This window comes from Clostridium sp. DL-VIII (genome assembly GCF_000230835.1).
GTDB lineage: Bacteria > Bacillota > Clostridia > Clostridiales > Clostridiaceae > Clostridium.
On the sequence record NZ_CM001240.1, the window covers coordinates 2,585,347 to 2,602,749 of the forward strand.

The window sequence follows — 17,403 nt, forward strand, 5'->3', positions numbered from 1 at the left end:
TAATATCAAAATCAGCAGGAGTATCACTCGGAGAAATTATTAACATTGATTATAGTTGGAACGATATTAATGTATATCATAAATATAATGTGAGATGTGATGGCATGGAAGATTACTGCGAATCAGATATAAATCAATAATCCCCCTTTACAACAGAACATATGTTCAATATAATATCTATAAGAACGTATGTTTGGAGTGATTATATGGTTAATGAGAAAAATAAAATAATTTTTCATATTGATGTGAATTCAGCATATCTTTCATGGACTGCAGTTAAGCTTTTGCAATATGGAAGTGAGCTTGATATACGAAAGATACCTTCAGTAATTGGTGGTAGCGAAGAAAACAGACATGGGATAATACTTGCAGCTTCAATACCAGCGAAAAAATATGGGATAAAGACTGGAGAGCCAATATATTCAGCAAGGCTTAAATGCAGAGATCTTGTAGTCTACCCTCCAGATTATAATTGGTATGTAAGGTCAAGCGATGCATTATATAAGCTGCTTAGTGAATATTCTTCTAAAATTCAAAGATACAGTATTGATGAATGTTTTATAGATGCTACTCATTTTAAAGAAAATTATAAAAGAATAGCAATGAGAATTAAAATGAGGATAACACAAGAACTTGGTTTTAATTGCAACATTGGGATTTCAACAAATAAGTTACTTGCAAAAATGGCCAGTGATTTTAAGCCTAAAAATACTATTCATACCTTATTTAAAGAAGAAATACCACTTAAAATGTGGGATTTACCAGTTGAAGATTTATTCATGGTAGGAAGGGCAAGTGCAGCTAAGCTTAAGAAATTAAATATTAATACAATAGGTGAGCTGGCTCATAGCGATGTGAACCTTTTAATAAATAAACTACATTCTCATGGAAAGCTTATTTATGAATATGCTAATGGAATTGATAATTCAGAAATAAGAGAATCTAATTATTTAGAAGTTAAGGGAATAGGAAATTCAACTACAATTTCTTATGATGTTGAAACTATGGAAGAAGCTTTTAAAATATTATTGTCCCTTACAGAAAGTGTTGCTATGAGGCTTAGGGAAAGTAACAGTCTTTGCGGCTTGGTAGTTGTAAGCGTTAAGACTAATCAATTTGCTTATTATTCTCATCAAAAGCCATTAAAGAGTAATACTGATTCAACAAATGTAATCTTTGAGGGAATAAAAGAAGCCTTTAAAGAAGTTTGGAAAGGTGAAAAAATAAGGCAGCTAGGAGTAAGAGTTACAAAACTTTGTGCTAACTCATATGTTCAGGAAACTTTATTTGATTTCGAAAAAAATGAAAAACAGAGGAAATTGGATAAGACTTTAGATGCTTTAAGAAACAAATATGGAAAGGAAGCTGTTATGAGATCAACCTTCTTACATTCAGGAGTAAAACCACTAAATGGTGGAACAGGTTCAGATGAATATTATCCAATGATGAGCAGCATATTGTAAGGGAAGTGCAGAAAATGAAGGTTATTTCTAAGAAAATAGAAATGATAGCTTACTTTAAGAAAGATGGAAAAATAAACCCCATAAGATTTAGAATTGAAGAAGAAAACAAATGTGAAGTTATAAAAATAGGAAAGCTTATAAGTACAGATATGGAAAAGCTATGTGGCAATAAGATGTGGGTGTTTACTTGCAGTGCTGTTATTGGGGAGGTTGAGAAGGTATTCGAGCTTAAATATGATGTGGAAGGCTGCAGCTGGCTCCTTTATAAGATTTAATAAATGGAATATGCAAAATATTGCTTATAATATGGTAAATTAATATAAAGTTTGTAAAAAATGAAGTATAATGAAGATAGAATATTTGGAGATAAGTGTTCTATCTTTTTATATTTTATAGGTTAATTTGAAATGATGATTATGTCTATAATAGTAAGTCTATGTTCTAGAAGAAATGCTTAACTTCTGAATAAAGTTTAGGATAATGAAAGGTCAAGTTTACCATAAGTAACGGCCTATTTTTTTAAGAATAAGCTGAATCTAATAAAAGTTTGAATATTATTCTAGATTTGTTTCAACATATAAAACATATGGAGACTTCTTATAACTAGTTAAAAAAATCAACGTTTAGGGAAATTTAGAATTGATATGTCAACAATTTTACAAACAATCTGCTACCAATGAACAGTATTGGTAGCAGATCATTTATTTCTACTAAGATTTTAAAATATACTTAAATTTGTATCTAACAAATTCGACACTATAAATGCCTATTTTACCCTCTATTCATTAGCAGGGAAATCAGTAGAAAAGGCAAGTTCTTTTTGTGCTTCAAGTTCTTCAAGACGATTTGAAAGTGATTGATGTATCGTATTATAAGCTCCGCCGCCAAGAGCAATTCTTATTGGTGCTGGCTTTTGATCGGCACTGTCAATCATGATTTTTACCATTTTAGCAGGATCACCAATAGGAACTATTGAGGTATCTTCAAAACCGCGTCTTGCATTATGTGCTTGGGAAATCGAGTAAGCCTCTAACTTTTCACCCAATACTACACTATGATGTGTAAAATTTGTACGTGCTCCGCTTGGCTCTACTATTGTAAGACTGATGTTAAAAGGAGCGATTTCCTGTCTTACGGCTTCGCAGAATCCTTCAATTCCCCATTTAGTTGCATGGTAGAGTGATCCTCCAGAGAATGCAGTTTGGCCTGCTGATGATGAGAGCTGAATTATATGCCCTTCTCCTTGAGCACGTAGATGTGGTAATGAAGCTCTAATCAAATGGATAGATCCAAGGAGATTTGTGTTAATCTGATGAGTAATTTGCTCAATAGTTAATTCTTCCGCTGCACCAATAAGCCCATAACCAGCGTTGCTTACAATAACATCAATTTTTCCAAGTTCGTTGAAGGTTTGATCGACAACCTTATAAATTGCGTTGGTGTCTGTAACGTCAAGATGATACACTCTAAGAAGAGTACCGTATTTTTCCTTAAGGTCTTCTACTGAATTCATATTGCGTACAGTACCAGCAACTTTATCGCCCCTCTCAAGGAGTTGTTCAGTCATATGTCGTCCGAATCCACTGTTAATACCAGTTATAAACCAAGTTCTTTGTTCCATTTCTTTATACCTCTCTTTTATTAAAATTTAATAGTTTAGACATCAAGTTTGACTAACCATATTATCACATGAAAAATAAAAACATAATATAACGATAGTGTTTAAAACTTGCCTAATTCTGCAAAGTATCAATTCAATGAATTGATTAAAAACAAGTTGATTTTTAATATAGTATTTACTATAGTTTTAAGAAATATTATCATTGAGTTAAAGAAATGAAGTAAGATGTGGAGGTTATCAGCAGATTGTTTAAGAATAAAGGCTAGGTGAGAAATAAATGTTAGAACAAAAAGAAAATTTAAATAAAGAAGCATTATTTGAAGAAAGTAACTTTATTAAGCAAAAGACATTGAATACCATAATTGGAATGACAGAGAGAATAGCTAAAATTGATGGAAATACCAAAACAATAATTCCATTTTTATCAGTTACTAGGCACAGTCATGAAATTCCTATAACTCCAGGAGTTATGAATCCAGCATTTAGTATTATTCTTCAAGGAAGAAAGGAGTTTCATTTCGGAGAGGAGACTATACATTTTAATACAGGTGATTTCGCAGCGTCTATTATTGATATTCCTGTATCCGTGCAAGTGATAGGAGCATCAAAAGAGTTGCCCTGTATTAGTATGCGTATTGATTTTACTACAAGTGAAATTGCTTCTGTGGTCATGGATGCTCATATTGAATTTGACATAAAGAATAAGAATCTTTATTTAGGGGCATTTGTAGGGAAATCAGATGAGGAACTGTTAGATTTATTTATTAGACTTTTGAAGCTAATAGATAGACCTAAAGATGCTTACTTTTTATCGGAGCTTATTAAGCGTGAAATGATTTATCATCTATTGACAGGAGAGTATGGATACTTGTTTCTTCAACAGTTACTTGCTGACCAGCAGGCAGATGGAATCGGTAAAGCTATAGAATGGATCAAGGAAAATTATACCCGTTCTTTTACGGTGGAAGAGCTAGCAAAATCAAATAATATGAGTGTATCAGGACTACATCATAAGTTCAAAGCTGTAACTGCCATGGGTCCATTACAATATCAGAAAGAGCTTCGTCTTCATGAAGCAAGACGCCTCATGCTAAGTGGTTCTATGGATGTTACTACTGCAGCCATGGAAGTTGGTTATGAAAGTTCATCGCAGTTTACCAGAGAATATAAGCGGTTATTTGGACAGCCGCCACTAAAACATATAAGAGCTTTGCGAAAAAGTTTTGAAAATGGTGAATTTGAAAATGGTATATAAGGTGTCTCCTTTATTATGATAATAGTTGTGAAGTAATTAGTATAGTATTTTGAAAATATGTTGTGAGGATTAATTGAAAGATAAACTATAATTTAGAGGATAGATTTAAAATAAAAAAATAGAACAGCATTTGTTCTATTTTTTTATTTTCTTATATGATTATCCTATAATAGGGTTTATCTATATTCTATGATTTTATTTGAGAATTTTATCAGCTTTATATCTTTTTTCTGCATTTTATCATTAAAAAGTTTACTGGAGGTTTATCTGGATTATCCTTATCTATGTCATCAATCTCTACAAAATCTACAAGCCCATAATTTCCAAACTCTTTCTCTATTGACTTAGAATTATAGAAAAACAGTTTTACCCCATATGTTGTTTCATAATAATTTTCAGCAAGCTTCGTGCCATTACCATACATTGGAGCTTTTTCTGAAACAGCCGTAAAAATCATATATCCACCTGGTTTTAAATGGTTATAGCAATCATTAATAAACTTTTTTCTTTCATCTTCATTTAACAAATGAATAAGCGCAAAGCTAGCGACACCATCATAGAGCTTATTTTCAAAAGGTATATCTGATACTGATCCATGATAAATTTTATTATTAATTCCATTTTGCCTTGCTATATTAATTGCTGTTTGAGAAATTTCGATTCCTGTAACTTCAATGTTATTATCAATAAATGGTTTTATATTTCTTCCATATCCAACACCTGGTATTAAGATATCCTTTAGATTATTTTCAGCAAAGTAATCTGCTACTATAATTGCAGTGCTTGATGGCTCAAATCCCCACATTGCTTGTTTTTCTGCAAAACTTTTTTCCCAAAATTCTGACATATAAACATCTCCTTTATAATTTTATTATTAGCATACATCATATTTTAGATTAAACATTAGTAATAAACTATTTATAACAAAAATATAATTATTTCAATCAATTATATTACAGAGTGTATTTATCTATAATATACCTATCCATACTTTTAGTCAATACTTATTAACGAAATAGCATTATCTGAATGAGTTTATATACTGTCATGGTGAGGGTTTTACTGGTGTCTCATATAATGAGCATTACAAACCATTATGGGAAGAGTTAACTAAAAAGTTATTCTTATTTCAGTTCAATAAAGTTTATTAAAGTTCAATAAAATACAACAAAATACAATAAAGTACTTGACGCGGGCAAAAATAATTATTATAATTTGACCATAGACTAATTTTGAAAGGGTAGATTTTTTATGGAGAATCAATTTTATACAATAGATAAAGTAGCAGAAATATTAGGTATGCATCACAAAACTATTAGAAAGTTTATAACAGAAGGTAAGCTTGCTGCAAGTAAAGTAGGGAAGCAATGGAGAATTTCAGGTAATGATTTAAGTCTTTTTATGGAAAAGAATAATGTTAATATAAATGATAAAAATATTAAAGAAGAATCAAGTATTGATTTTCTTACTAATGAAGAAGTTAAAGAAACTGAAAAGCAAAAAATAAATGTATCTACTGTTGCAGATATAAATGATGTAGATAAAGAAGAATATTTTAGAATATCAAATACTCTTATAGCAGTAATGAATTGTAAAGATCCTAAAATGGGCAAATCAACAATTAATATGAAATATGATGAAAAAGAAAACAGGCTAAGGGTTTTATTATGGGGGAATGTAAGCTTCATTGAAGAAATGCTAAACTCCATTTCTATGCTTGTGGAACAAAAAGATTTATAAGGAGAGTGAATGTTTTGAATTATAGAGTAGTACATAAAAATAATATGAAATATATTGAATTTGCTTCTGAAGCATGGAAACTTTCTTCAGAGCAAGATGTGGTGGATTGTATATCTATTTGTATGGAAAATGACATTTTTACAATTATGTTTCCTTCAAATGTCTTATCAGAAGATTTTTTTAATCTTAAGACAAGACTTGCAGGTATCGCATTACAAAAATTTATAAACTATCATGTAAAAGTTACAGTTATTATAGAAGATGAAGAAAAACTTAATGATAGATTTAAAGAAATGATCATGGAATCTAACAAAGGAAACCATTTTAGAACCTTTAAGAATATTGAAGAGGCAGAAATTTGGATTTCTAAATTATGATATTAGGAGAAATAGAGATGAAAACAAATAGTGTATTTAAAACAGAAGAAGGAAAAAATGTGGTTATAAAATTTTATGATGAACTTCTTCAAAAATTGGCACTATCATATGAAAAATTTTATGTGGATACAAAGTATGGAAAGACCTTTATTATAGCTAGCGGTGAAAAAAGTGATCCACCTCTTATATTATTACATGGAAGCGGTATGAATTCTGTAATGTGGCTAAGAGATATAAAGAAGTATTCTAAAACTTATAGAGTGTATGCTGTAGATATGTTAGGTGAGCCTGGAAAAAGTGATGAAAACCGTCCTTCATTAAGTGACTCTTCTTATGCAGAATGGCTTAAGGAGGTTTTTGAAAAGCTATCAATAGAAAGAGCCAATGTTATAGGAATCTCCTTAGGAGCATGGCTGGCAATAAAGTTTTCGGTAAATTATCCAGAAATGGTAGCTAAACTTGTATTGCTTTGTCCATCTGGGGTAGGACCACAAAAGACATCTTTTATTTTTAAAGCTATATTTTATGGTGTTCTAGGAGAAAAAGGCATAGATAAGTTATATTACAAAGTGAATGGCAATCAGCCTATACCAGAAGAAATGTTAAAATATCAAAAGCTTATAGGAAAGAACTTCAATTATAGGAGAGAAACCATTCCTATATTTTCTGATGATGAATTAAAGCTGTTAACTATGCCAACAGTGTTATTTGTAGGAGCAAAGGATATAATGTTACATTCAGACAAGACTGCAAGGCGTTTAGGCAATTTACTTCCACATGCACAAATAAATATTTTACCTGAGGCTGGACATTCAAATGTTAATAATCCAGATAAGATAATAGAATGGATGAACTTACAATGATATAATTCAATATTAAAGGCAATGCTTTTAGAAGAAGGCATTTTAATAATAGGAGGTATTAACTATGGCAGATATTAAGTTTGAAATAGAAAAAGAGTTAGGGAAAATATCAGAATCATCAAAAGGATGGACTAAAGAACTAAATTTAATAAGTTGGAATGGAAAAGAAGCTAAGTTTGATTTGAGAGATTGGGCGCCTGGACATGAGAAGATGGGTAAGGGTATTACTTTAAGTAATGATGAACTTAAAGCTTTAAAAGAATTATTAAATAGTATGGATATTTGAGATACTTTTTAGCTTATGCGTTGAAGATTGAGTGGCTATTTTCTAGCGAATTATTGACAACAATATATTTAAGTACTAATATTCTTTTATATGTATATATCATACTTTGTTATAAAGGAGGATTTAGTATGCGTCAATGTATGGATATTCCTAAGATACAAACTAGAATTAAAAAAATTGAAGGTCAACTTAGAGCTATTTCAGAAATGGTAGATAAAGATGTTCCTTGTGAAGAAATTTTAATACAAATTAATGCAGCTAAAAGTGCATTACATAAAGTTGGTCAAGTAGTACTAGAGGGGCATCTTCAACACTGTGTCCGTGAAGGAATAGAACATGGTGATGCTGATAAGACAATTGCTGATTTTGCCAAGGCAGTAGAACATTTTTCGAGGATGTCATAATAATATTTAAAAATGTAATGATTTTTTAATAGAAGGCAGTCAATAATTTGGCTGCCTTTTTGTTGAAAAAATTTATAAGTAATTATGAAAATCATTCTTGACAAAAGACTTTTTCATAATTATCATATACCTATACCCCTAGGGGTATATGAAAGGAGATGGTATGGAATGTCTAAAATAAGTGAATTCATAAAGGATGAAGAAAAACGAACTATGATAATGCTCATAATATCAGTATTATCGCTTATAATTAGTTTTTTTAATTTAATAGATTTACCCTTTGATGCAGCTTATATAGCAATAGTTTTATGTGGCTTGCCAATTATTAAAGAAGCAGTGATTGGACTTGTTACTGAGTTTGATATTAAAGCAGATGTGTTAGTATCTATGGCTTTAATAGCATCAGTAATCATCGGTGAAATATTTGCAGCAGGAGAAGTTGCATTTATTATGACTTTAGGCGCACTACTTGAGGAACATACTGTTGCAAAAGCTAAATCCGGAATTGAAAAATTAGTTAATTTAACACCAACAATAGCAAGAGTAATTGTTGATGGAAAAGAAAAAATGATTAAAGCTAAAGATGTTTTAGTAGATGATATAATTAAAGTCTTACCAGGAGAAACAGTACCAGTCGATGGGGTTTTAATTGAAGGAGAAACGTCAATAGATCAATCTGTTATGACAGGTGAATCTATGCCTGTAGATAAGAATATTGGAGATGAGGTCTTTAGTGGTACTGTAAATCAATTTGGAGCCTTCAATATGAAAGCAAGCAAAATTGGTGAAGACAGTTCACTCCAAAGAATGATCCGTCTTGTAAAATCAGCAGATGCAGGAAAAGCAAAGATTGTAGGAATGGCAGACAGATGGGCTACTTGGATTGTCGTAATTGCATTAATATCAGCAATAGGTACATGGCTTGTTACAGGTGAAATTCTTCGTTCTGTTACGATATTAGTTGTATTTTGCCCTTGTGCATTAGTTTTAGCAACGCCAACAGCAATTATGGCAGGTATAGGAAATGCAACAAAATACGGTATTTTAATTAGAGAAGGGGATGCTCTTGAAAGATTATCAAAAGTTAAGAAAATTACTTTTGATAAAACAGGAACTTTAACGTATGGAAAGCCTAAGGTTACTAAAGTATGTACCTTTGACAAAGACATATCAGAACAAGAATTATTAAATTTAATGGCCAGTGTTGAGAAATCTTCTGAGCATCCACTTGGAAAAGCAATTGTAGAATACTATAAGACAGTATCGAAGAAAGAATTTAAGAAAGTTACAGACTTTAAGATGGTAATTGGTAAAGGGGTTTCTGGAAAAATAGATAATAATAAGATAATAGCAGGAAACAACAAACTGTTACAAGAACATCAGTTAAGCTTAAGTAATGTTCAAGAAACTTTATCTGGCGATTTTATAGAAAAAGGATGCACAGTTGTGTACATTGCACAAGATGCTGATATAAAAGGTTTTGTAGTTTTAGAGGATGTACTAAGAGAAGATGTTAAAAATATAATTCAAAAAATTAAAAAATTAAATATAGAGTCTGCATTAATTACAGGTGATAATAAAAAGACAGCAGAAAATATAGGAACTTTATCTGGTATTGAAAAAGTATATTCAGAATGCCTGCCAGAAGATAAATTATCTATAATTGAAGATTTTCAAAAAAATGGACAACTTGTTTCTATGATCGGAGATGGGGTAAATGATGCACCAGCGTTAAAGAAAGCTTTTGTTGGAATTGCCATGGGTGGGATAGGAAGTGATATTGCTGTAGATGCGGCAGATATAGCTCTTGTAAATGATGATATAAAGTGCATCCCACATTTATTGGAGCTTTCAAAGAGAACCATGAAAACAATAAAAATTAATCTTATATTATCAATGACCTTAAATTTTGTTGCCATTATATTAGCCATGACAGGTATTCTAAATCCAATTGTAGGAGCACTAGTACATAATGTAGGCTCTGTTATAGTTATTTTACATTCAGCATTATTATTAAAATGGAGAAGCTAAATAAAATGAAATCATTAATATTTTGTTTCTTTGATATTTGTTAAAATGTCAAAAGACAGTAAGTAACAAATGCCTATATATAAATTTTTTAGTTAATTATGATTTCATATTGGGATTGTATTTAATGCAGGAGAAAAAAGCTCATCAGATTCAAAATCTGATGAGCTTTTTCAACAACCTGGGCATACAATGTATGCTCTTTTACTTTTGACGCATCTAGTTTTTATTAATTTATCTAAAATTAAAACATAATGAAATTTTTTATAAAATAATTAGTATTAAAGCTTATTGAATATTAGCCTAAATTAGTATAATATATTCACGTATAGAAAAATATGCTAAAGTTTGAATTATATATAAATCAAACTTTGATAATTTATGATTTTATTAATCTTATATTAAGATAGGAGGGAGTGTTACAGTGGTTAGATATCAGATAAAACTCTGATAGTACCAGTCAAAAGTAAGGAGTGACGAAAAAATGAAAATTTCAAAGAAAAGTTGGACTACTATAAGTGCTTTTGCTGCCAGTTGTGTGTTTATGTTTAATGGAAGCAGCACAGCAGCATTCGCTAATCAAAAAGATTCTATAGTTATTGCTACATCATCAGCTACTAATCTAAAAGATTTTAAGGTTTCTGATGCATCAAGCAATTTTACGATACCAGCAGAAATTCCTGCATCGAAAATAGGGCTGCCTACATCAGGTGCTACGATCAGTTCAGCAACCATAGTTAAATCTGATGAAAAGGATAATCTAAATGGAGAATACTGCAAGGTATTAGGTGCAATCCATCCAGTAGATAAAACTGCTCCAGACATTAACTTTCAGGTTAACCTTCCTGTAAAATGGAACAGTAAAATACTACAATATGGTGGCGGCGGATTTGACGGTGCTCTGGTTACTGCTGATAGTGGATATTACGGGCAAATGGTTTCAGACCCGACACCTTTAGCTCAAGGGTATGTGACATTTGGCAGTGATAGTGGCCATGTAAATTCTTCATATTGGGATAGTAAATGGGCGCTTAATGATGAAGCATTGAATAATTTTGCCTCTGACCAGTTAAAGAAAACAAAAGATACAGTACTAGAAATAGTACAGGCCTTTTATAAATCCAAGCCGTCTCAGGTATATTTTGTTGGTGGGTCTAATGGCGGACGAGAAGCGTTGAAAGTTGTGCAACGTTTTCCAACAGAATATAACGGCGTTATTTGCTATTTCCCTGTATTAAACTGGGTGCCTAAGGCAATTGCAGATAGCAGGAATGCAGATGCCGTAGAGGCTAATAATGGAGCGGGCTGGATCAGTCCTGAACAGTATAAGCGTGTTAATCAAACCATCCTTGGAATAGATGATGGATTAGACGGCGCTCGGGATGGCATAATAAGCAACATTTTTGGAGCTGAAAAAAAGAAGGATGAAGTTTTAAAAGCTTTAAAAAATATATTATCAGATGCGCAGATAAAAACATTAGAAACATTTGCTTCACCTATGAAATTTAATTATCCTCTTGCTAATGGATTAACCACCATGCCGGGATATCCTGTTTTTAAAGGAGCGCCTTTAGAAGATATGTATCTAAACCAATTTGGTACAGCACCAACTGCCAGAGATGGCATAATGGCAGCATCTGGGGATGCTGTTATTAAAGATATGATAGTTAGAGATGATAATTTTAATCCTGAAAGTTTTGATCAAGATAAATGGCACGACAAAGTTGTACAAGCTTCAGAATTGCTTGATGCTACAGATCCAGATATCTCAGCTTTTAAAAATAATGGAGGAAAATTGATTCTTATTCATGGAGCAGGAGACCAAATTGTTACCTTTCAAGGCACAATCGACTACTATAATGAGTTAGTTAACAAGTTTGGTAAAGACTCCCTTGGTGAGTTCGTAAAATTCTATATGGTTCCAGGAAATGGCCATTATAACTCAGAAACCTGGAATATGGAATCAGACACATTAGACGCATTGGATCAATGGGTAGTAAATAATAAATCTCCTGAAAATTTGATTGTAACAGATGGGTCTGAAAAGACTGCAGGCCGCACACGTCCGCTTTTAGAATATCCTGCTTATCCAGAGTATAAAGGAAGCGGAGATGTAAATTCCGCTGGAAGTTTTATCAGCGCTACCCCTTAATGAAATGGAAAGAGATTATTTTATCATAAAACTCGAATTTTAATTCTTTATTATGATTAATTAAAGTTTATAAGCGCAAATATATGTTGAATTATTATATAGATTAATACAATATAAGTGAAGGAAATTAAAAGTTTGTCAAAATTATTTGTTTTGTTTAAAACACAGTAGTTTTGGGGTATAATTTTACTATGAGGTAAATCCATATGAATATGGCTAATTTAGAGCTTCAAAGGGAGCAAAGAAGAGTCATAAAGGAAATGCCAGTATAATGGATATACATTATTTGCAGGCATAAATGGTTCAGGAAAAACCTAAATATATAAATTAGTATTCTTCAATGAAAATTATATAGGAAAGAGAATTAATGCTGACGAAATGCTTGCAAGGATTGGATCATGGCAAGATAATAATCTTCAAATTAAAGCGGGGAGAGAAGCTGTTAAAATGATTGATTATTATATAAAAAATGATATATCATTTCATCAAGAAACTACTTTATATGGTGAAAGTATAATCATGAATATAAAGAAAAAAGGTACTGCTCGAGCAGAGCATAATATAAAGCCTTGTTCAGTGCTATATTGGACAAGGCTCTTATTATATAAAAAGTATTGTATTTAATTTTTTAGATTACTTTAGATTGAAGGTGAAGTTATGACATTGCAACAATTAAAATATGCAGTTGAGATCGCAAGATGTGGATCTATTACAAAAGCAGCAAGGCAGCTTTTTATTAGCCAGCCAAGTCTTTCTAATGCAATTATGGAACTTGAAACTGAGATCGGAATTCCCATCTTTAATAGAACTAATAAAGGAAGCATAATTTCTAGTGAAGGAGCTGAATTTTTAGGCTATGCAAAGCAAGTGATTGAACAAACTGAATTACTCGAGAACCGCTATTCCAATAAAAAACAGTTAAGACAAAATTTTTCTGTTTCGACTCAACACTATGCTTTTGCAGTTAGCGCTTTTGTAAATCTTATAAAAGAATATAATTTGGATGAATATGAATTTTCATTAAGAGAAACTAGAACCTATGAAATTATAGAAGATGTGAAAAATATTCGAAGTGAAATAGGAATTCTTTATTTAAATGAATTTAATTCTAAGGTTATTAATAAATTTTTGAAAGAAAATAATTTGGTTTTTAAGGAATTATTCAAAGCAAATCCTCATATTTTCATTAGTTCTGAAAATCCACTTGCAAATAAAAAATATGTTACGTTAAAAGAATTAGAACAATATCCATATCTTTCATTTGAACAAGGTGAATTTAATTCTTTTTATTTTTCAGAAGAAATTCAAAGTACTCTTACCCATAAAAAAAGTGTTACTGTAAGTGATAGGGCGACGTTGTTCAATTTACTTATTGGATTAAATGGTTATACTATTTCAACTGGAGTTATTAGCCATGATTTAAATGGAAACAATATAATTTCTATTCCGCTGCAATTAAAAGATGAAATTACTATTGGATATATTGTTCATGAGAATATATCTTTAAGTAAAATAGCTTTAGATTATGTTGAATTATTAAAAGAAACATTAATAGGAGAATTAAATCAGATATAGTTTAAAACTATGTTTAGCCATATAATTTAGGAATTATTTTATACATAGAAAAATGTATTATACTTGTTTTATTAAAGAACATTAAAAAATATAAGTTCTAATTGTTATTAAAAAAAGTTTAGAATAAAAGGAGAGACAAGCATGATACAATTTAAAAATGCAAAGAAAAGAGAAGTAACACCATTTAGATATGATATTGTTGGAAGTTTTTTAAGACCAAAAGTTCTAAAAGAAGAAAGAGCAAAATTTATAAAAGGAATAATTTCTAGCGAGGAATTAAAGAACATTGAAGATATTGAAATTACAAAACTAATTGAAAAGCAAAAAAAAGCCAGCTTAAAAGTAATAACAGATGGAGAATTCCGTCGTTCTTGGTGGCACCTTGATTTCATATGGGGATTAAATGGTGTTGAAAAAGTAGAAATAGATAGTGGATATAAATTTAATGGCTTAGAAACAAGGCCAGAAACTGCAAGGTTATCAGGTAAAATAACTGGTGAAAATCATCCTTTTGTTGAACATTTTAAATTTATTAACCAATTTGCACAAGAGGGAATTGTAGCAAGACAAACAATTCCTGCGCCAGCTCAATTTTTAGCAGAATTACAACGTGCAGAAAATAAAGAAGCTACAAATAAATCTTATAATAACATTAATGAGTTAACAAATGACATTGCAAAAGCTTATCAAACAGTAATAAAAGATTTATATGATGCGGGATGCAGAAGCTTACAACTTGATGATTGTACATGGGGAATGTTTTGTGATAAAAAATACTGGGAAGCTCGTCAAGATGCTGGAGTTGATTTAAAAGAACTTGCAGAGATTTATGTAAAAGTTAATAATCAGGCAATTTCAAAGCATCCAGATGATATGATTGTTACAACTCATGTCTGCAGAGGAAATTATCATTCAACATTTGCAGCTTCTGGTGGATATGAGCCAATTGCAGAAATTCTATTTGGAAAAGAAAATGTAGATGGATTTTATCTTGAATTTGATACAGATAGGGCAGGTGATTTTTCACCACTTCGTTTCTTAGGTGCTGGAAAACAAGTTGTTTTAGGAATTGTATCTTCAAAAATTGGGAAATTAGAAGATAAGGCTGCTATAATTGACAGAATTAAAGAAGCTACTAAATATGTTGATATTAACAATATTTGTATTAGTCCACAATGTGGATTTGCTTCTACCGAAGAAGGAAATATTCTTACAGAGGATGAACAGTGGAATAAAATTCTATTAATTAAAGAAATTGCTGATGAAATCTGGAAATAAAATTTTATATATGCTGTAAAAAAGCTTTTTATGATAAAAACGAGGCCATATAATTAATTTCCTTTAGGCATAATTATAATCATTCATTGAATATGAACATATGCAGGGAAATTAGAAATATAATAATTTATCCAATAATACTTAAAAAATCTGGAAATATTCCTAATAAGTATAAACTTATTAATTCAGAAGAAATAATATTAGTATAATCAAAAATAGAAGTTTCTTTAGCTGGAGCATACTTATAAGCAAAAGTTATTCCAAATTGTCCTAGACTTGCAAAAACTCCAGCTAAAATTAAGTAAATTAATTGAATAAGCTCCATGGGAGCATAATATAGTTGGATTGTTAAGTTTATAGAGTAGCTCGAAGATTTAAAGTTCTTATATGCAATTATTAAAATTTGTATCATATTTATAATTTATGCTAAAGTTAATAAACCGAAATAATAAAATTAGAAACTTTAATATGAAAAGTAAGTAGTATTAAAAACAAACTTCCTTTTCATAGATACTATATAAATTGTTTTATAAGTAATATGGAACCACAATTGAATTCCAATTTTCAATTATGCAATCTGTAATTATAGGATCATACATAATTCCTTTGTTATTTAATATTTCATTATAACATTCAATATTACCTATTGGTTGTTTATAAGGCCTTTTACTTCTCATAGCATCTATGGAATCACAAATAGCTATTATCCGAGAGCCTAAAGGAATTTCTTCTTTAGATAATCCATGGGGATAGCCATTCCCATCCCATCTTTCATGATGATGTAAAACTATACGCGAAATTTCTTTTAAACTGTTTGTCTTTTTTAATATGTTATAGCCTATTTCAGAATGCATTTTCATTTGTTCCCATTCATATGTATTAAGTTTACCAGTTTTTTTTAATACATTATCTGGTACACCTATTTTACCGATATCGTGCAAATGCCCTGAAATATGAATCATCTGTAAACTTGCATTATCTAGATTCAATTTTTTGCTTAAATCATACGCTATATTTCCAACTCTAGTAGAATGCCCAGCAGTATAAACATCCTTTGCATCTAATGATGCAGCCAATGCTTCAATAATATCATGATACATTTCAAAATCTAATATCATATAATTCTCCTTTCTAATGGAATAAGTTTAAATAGTATATAAAAAGACTTTCCTAAAATAATGTTATACAATGCAGTTTTATTATGAATGATAATAGATAATTAAATTGCAGTGTATTGAATTTTATCTTAAGAAAGCCTAATATATAATTTTGTGGAACATAATTACATTTTATATTAGGAGCTTACAGTCATGTATCAAAATTTTTCAGCGTGTGTGAACTGAAAAAAAATATTTGGTATTTTAATATGTTCCATAAAATATTAACAAATTTTGAATTAATAATAAGCTGAGTTTGAATGTCGTTATATTACCTGTTCCTGACCAATATACTATTTTTATTTAAGTAGCACTTTTTTTAGTGATTAAATAAATATGAAAATCATTATCAATAAAAGAATATGATATATTTACAATTTTGTCAAGCATTAGTAGAGAAAATTACAGATATATTATTCAAACTTAAATTTTGCAAAAGATATAATTATAGTGCACATTAGTTATATTAAAATAATGCAGGTATATTTGTATTTAGTATATAAATAAACTTTTTATTTAATAAAGGTTCTGTCAATACATTATCACAAGTGAATTTAAGTCTATCTAAATTCATTGAAATTTCTTCTTCTATGAACTCAGTACAATCAGACCAGCCAATAGAGTTTTTTATGAAATCAAAAACATGTGATGGCGAATTAAATATTTTTAGAAATATCTTTTTATTATAGTCTTTGTCCCATTCATTATTAAATTTTTCACAAAAAGATTTTAAAGCCATATCTAACATTGAGTTATCAAATAACCATAAATTATTTAGAAAATAATAAGAATTATTCATAGAATTAACTGAATTTAAATTAATATCTTTAGTGGAGTCGATTACTTCACTAACAACTACTGGATATGATGCTAATGGAATATAAAAATCATGACAATTACGATCAAACCAGGTAAAAAAAGCTGTAGGAAGAAAAACATTTTCTAAAAAACCCAAAAGTTTATAAATGGATGGATAGACTACAAAACCATAGTGAAAGATGTTTTTTTCATTATCAAGTATTCCAGTATATATTATTCTAGAGTCTTGAGTTATATTTTGATTTTCAAAGTAACCTTCCCATAAATTAGCATTATTAATAATCTTATGTTCCCAAAAATAATGATGTTTATATGGACTTTTACAAATAATTTTTAATTTTGTATTACTTTTCAATTTGCATTACCTCATTTCAAATTTTAAATT

Annotated in this window: 17 protein-coding genes and 1 pseudogene; 13 read left to right on the plus strand and 5 right to left on the minus strand. The window is 30.1% G+C overall.

The features are described from left to right. Window positions 1-206 precede the first annotated feature (206 nt). Both CDLVIII_RS11850 and CDLVIII_RS11855 read left to right on the plus strand, forming a co-directional pair. Window positions 207-1,463 carry a DNA polymerase IV gene (locus tag CDLVIII_RS11850; RefSeq protein ID WP_009169692.1) on the plus strand — a complete coding sequence of 419 codons (1,257 nt, stop codon included), beginning with the start codon at window positions 207-209 and terminating at the stop codon, window positions 1,461-1,463. A gap of 14 nt (window positions 1,464-1,477) precedes the next feature. Continuing rightward, entirely contained in the window at window positions 1,478-1,738 is a 261-nt protein-coding gene (locus CDLVIII_RS11855) for a hypothetical protein (protein ID WP_009169693.1), read from the plus strand. Window positions 1,739-2,241: 503 nt separating this feature from the next. Here the strand turns inward: CDLVIII_RS11855 and CDLVIII_RS11860 are convergent. After that, window positions 2,242-3,084: an SDR family oxidoreductase gene (locus tag CDLVIII_RS11860; RefSeq protein WP_009169694.1), complete on the minus strand. Its 843-nt coding sequence runs from the start codon at window positions 3,082-3,084 to the stop codon at window positions 2,242-2,244. Between the two features lie 277 nt (window positions 3,085-3,361). Between CDLVIII_RS11860 and CDLVIII_RS11865 the strand changes: the two genes are divergently transcribed. After that, entirely contained in the window at window positions 3,362-4,339 is a 978-nt protein-coding gene (locus tag CDLVIII_RS11865) for an AraC family transcriptional regulator (RefSeq protein WP_009169695.1), read from the plus strand. 217 nt (window positions 4,340-4,556) lie between these two features. Here CDLVIII_RS11865 and CDLVIII_RS11870 read toward each other — a convergent pair whose 3' ends face one another. Then, window positions 4,557-5,186: a class I SAM-dependent methyltransferase gene (locus tag CDLVIII_RS11870; protein WP_009169696.1), complete on the minus strand. Its 630-nt coding sequence runs from the start codon at window positions 5,184-5,186 to the stop codon at window positions 4,557-4,559. Between the two features lie 404 nt (window positions 5,187-5,590). Here CDLVIII_RS11870 and CDLVIII_RS11875 point away from each other — a divergent pair, with 404 nt between their 5' ends. The 10 genes and pseudogenes from CDLVIII_RS11875 to CDLVIII_RS11920 all read left to right on the plus strand — a co-directional run bounded on the left by CDLVIII_RS11875 (window position 5,591) and on the right by CDLVIII_RS11920 (window position 15,042). Further along, window positions 5,591-6,079 (plus strand): helix-turn-helix domain-containing protein, encoded by a 489-nt coding sequence (locus tag CDLVIII_RS11875; protein WP_009169697.1) that lies wholly within the window; start codon window positions 5,591-5,593, stop codon window positions 6,077-6,079. A gap of 14 nt (window positions 6,080-6,093) precedes the next feature. Further along, window positions 6,094-6,456: a DUF4180 domain-containing protein gene (locus tag CDLVIII_RS11880; RefSeq protein ID WP_009169698.1), complete on the plus strand. Its 363-nt coding sequence runs from the start codon at window positions 6,094-6,096 to the stop codon at window positions 6,454-6,456. Window positions 6,457-6,473: 17 nt separating this feature from the next. Further along, window positions 6,474-7,319 carry an alpha/beta hydrolase gene (locus CDLVIII_RS11885; RefSeq protein WP_009169699.1) on the plus strand — a complete coding sequence of 282 codons (846 nt, stop codon included), beginning with the start codon at window positions 6,474-6,476 and terminating at the stop codon, window positions 7,317-7,319. A gap of 64 nt (window positions 7,320-7,383) precedes the next feature. Further along, window positions 7,384-7,605: a PC4/YdbC family ssDNA-binding protein gene (locus CDLVIII_RS11890; protein ID WP_009169700.1), complete on the plus strand. Its 222-nt coding sequence runs from the start codon at window positions 7,384-7,386 to the stop codon at window positions 7,603-7,605. Window positions 7,606-7,733: 128 nt separating this feature from the next. After that, window positions 7,734-8,009 (plus strand): metal-sensing transcriptional repressor, encoded by a 276-nt coding sequence (locus CDLVIII_RS11895; protein WP_009169701.1) that lies wholly within the window; start codon window positions 7,734-7,736, stop codon window positions 8,007-8,009. A gap of 168 nt (window positions 8,010-8,177) precedes the next feature. Continuing rightward, window positions 8,178-10,040 (plus strand): cation-translocating P-type ATPase, encoded by a 1,863-nt coding sequence (locus tag CDLVIII_RS11900; protein WP_009169702.1) that lies wholly within the window; start codon window positions 8,178-8,180, stop codon window positions 10,038-10,040. A gap of 481 nt (window positions 10,041-10,521) precedes the next feature. Then, complete coding sequence (locus CDLVIII_RS11905; protein ID WP_009169703.1) at window positions 10,522-12,189, plus strand: tannase/feruloyl esterase family alpha/beta hydrolase; 1,668 nt, start codon at window positions 10,522-10,524, stop codon at window positions 12,187-12,189. 318 nt (window positions 12,190-12,507) lie between these two features. Next, window positions 12,508-12,723: pseudogene (locus CDLVIII_RS11910) on the plus strand (ATPase); the annotation flags it as partial. 123 nt (window positions 12,724-12,846) lie between these two features. Then, window positions 12,847-13,764 carry a LysR family transcriptional regulator gene (locus CDLVIII_RS11915; protein WP_009169704.1) on the plus strand — a complete coding sequence of 306 codons (918 nt, stop codon included), beginning with the start codon at window positions 12,847-12,849 and terminating at the stop codon, window positions 13,762-13,764. Window positions 13,765-13,905: 141 nt separating this feature from the next. Further along, a complete protein-coding gene (locus CDLVIII_RS11920; RefSeq protein ID WP_009169705.1) occupies window positions 13,906-15,042 on the plus strand; it encodes a 5-methyltetrahydropteroyltriglutamate--homocysteine S-methyltransferase in 1,137 nt (378 codons plus the stop codon). Between the two features lie 127 nt (window positions 15,043-15,169). Here the strand turns inward: CDLVIII_RS11920 and CDLVIII_RS11925 are convergent, their stop codons facing one another. The 3 genes from CDLVIII_RS11925 to CDLVIII_RS11935 form a co-directional block, all read right to left on the minus strand. Beyond that, on the minus strand, window positions 15,170-15,367 hold the full coding sequence (locus CDLVIII_RS11925) for a hypothetical protein (RefSeq protein ID WP_207636827.1): 198 nt from the start codon (window positions 15,365-15,367) through the stop codon (window positions 15,170-15,172). Window positions 15,368-15,569: 202 nt separating this feature from the next. Next, entirely contained in the window at window positions 15,570-16,160 is a 591-nt protein-coding gene (locus CDLVIII_RS11930; RefSeq protein ID WP_009169706.1) for an HD domain-containing phosphohydrolase, read from the minus strand. A gap of 505 nt (window positions 16,161-16,665) precedes the next feature. Then, the gene (locus CDLVIII_RS11935; protein ID WP_009169707.1) at window positions 16,666-17,373 is read right to left on the minus strand and encodes a hypothetical protein; all 708 of its coding nucleotides are present in this window, start codon (window positions 17,371-17,373) and stop codon (window positions 16,666-16,668) included. Window positions 17,374-17,403 lie beyond the last annotated feature (30 nt).

What these genes read in the sequence shown, in the direction of transcription:
- CDLVIII_RS11915 (WP_009169704.1), top strand. Translation starts at nt 12,847, where the DNA reads ATGACATTGCAACAATTAAAATATGCAGTTGAGATCGCAAGATGTGGA.
- CDLVIII_RS11895 (WP_009169701.1), top strand. Translation starts at nt 7,734, where the DNA reads ATGCGTCAATGTATGGATATTCCTAAGATACAAACTAGAATTAAAAAA.
- CDLVIII_RS11920 (WP_009169705.1), top strand. Translation starts at nt 13,906, where the DNA reads ATGATACAATTTAAAAATGCAAAGAAAAGAGAAGTAACACCATTTAGA.
- CDLVIII_RS11900 (WP_009169702.1), top strand. Translation starts at nt 8,178, where the DNA reads ATGTCTAAAATAAGTGAATTCATAAAGGATGAAGAAAAACGAACTATG.
- CDLVIII_RS11875 (WP_009169697.1), top strand. Translation starts at nt 5,591, where the DNA reads ATGGAGAATCAATTTTATACAATAGATAAAGTAGCAGAAATATTAGGT.
- CDLVIII_RS11855 (WP_009169693.1), top strand. Translation starts at nt 1,478, where the DNA reads ATGAAGGTTATTTCTAAGAAAATAGAAATGATAGCTTACTTTAAGAAA.
- CDLVIII_RS11905 (WP_009169703.1), top strand. Translation starts at nt 10,522, where the DNA reads ATGAAAATTTCAAAGAAAAGTTGGACTACTATAAGTGCTTTTGCTGCC.
- CDLVIII_RS11870 (WP_009169696.1), bottom strand. Translation starts at nt 5,186, where the DNA reads ATGTCAGAATTTTGGGAAAAAAGTTTTGCAGAAAAACAAGCAATGTGG.
- CDLVIII_RS11890 (WP_009169700.1), top strand. Translation starts at nt 7,384, where the DNA reads ATGGCAGATATTAAGTTTGAAATAGAAAAAGAGTTAGGGAAAATATCA.
- CDLVIII_RS11885 (WP_009169699.1), top strand. Translation starts at nt 6,474, where the DNA reads ATGAAAACAAATAGTGTATTTAAAACAGAAGAAGGAAAAAATGTGGTT.
- CDLVIII_RS11865 (WP_009169695.1), top strand. Translation starts at nt 3,362, where the DNA reads ATGTTAGAACAAAAAGAAAATTTAAATAAAGAAGCATTATTTGAAGAA.
- CDLVIII_RS11860 (WP_009169694.1), bottom strand. Translation starts at nt 3,084, where the DNA reads ATGGAACAAAGAACTTGGTTTATAACTGGTATTAACAGTGGATTCGGA.
- CDLVIII_RS11850 (WP_009169692.1), top strand. Translation starts at nt 207, where the DNA reads ATGGTTAATGAGAAAAATAAAATAATTTTTCATATTGATGTGAATTCA.
- CDLVIII_RS11930 (WP_009169706.1), bottom strand. Translation starts at nt 16,160, where the DNA reads ATGATATTAGATTTTGAAATGTATCATGATATTATTGAAGCATTGGCT.
- CDLVIII_RS11925 (WP_207636827.1), bottom strand. Translation starts at nt 15,367, where the DNA reads ATGGAGCTTATTCAATTAATTTACTTAATTTTAGCTGGAGTTTTTGCA.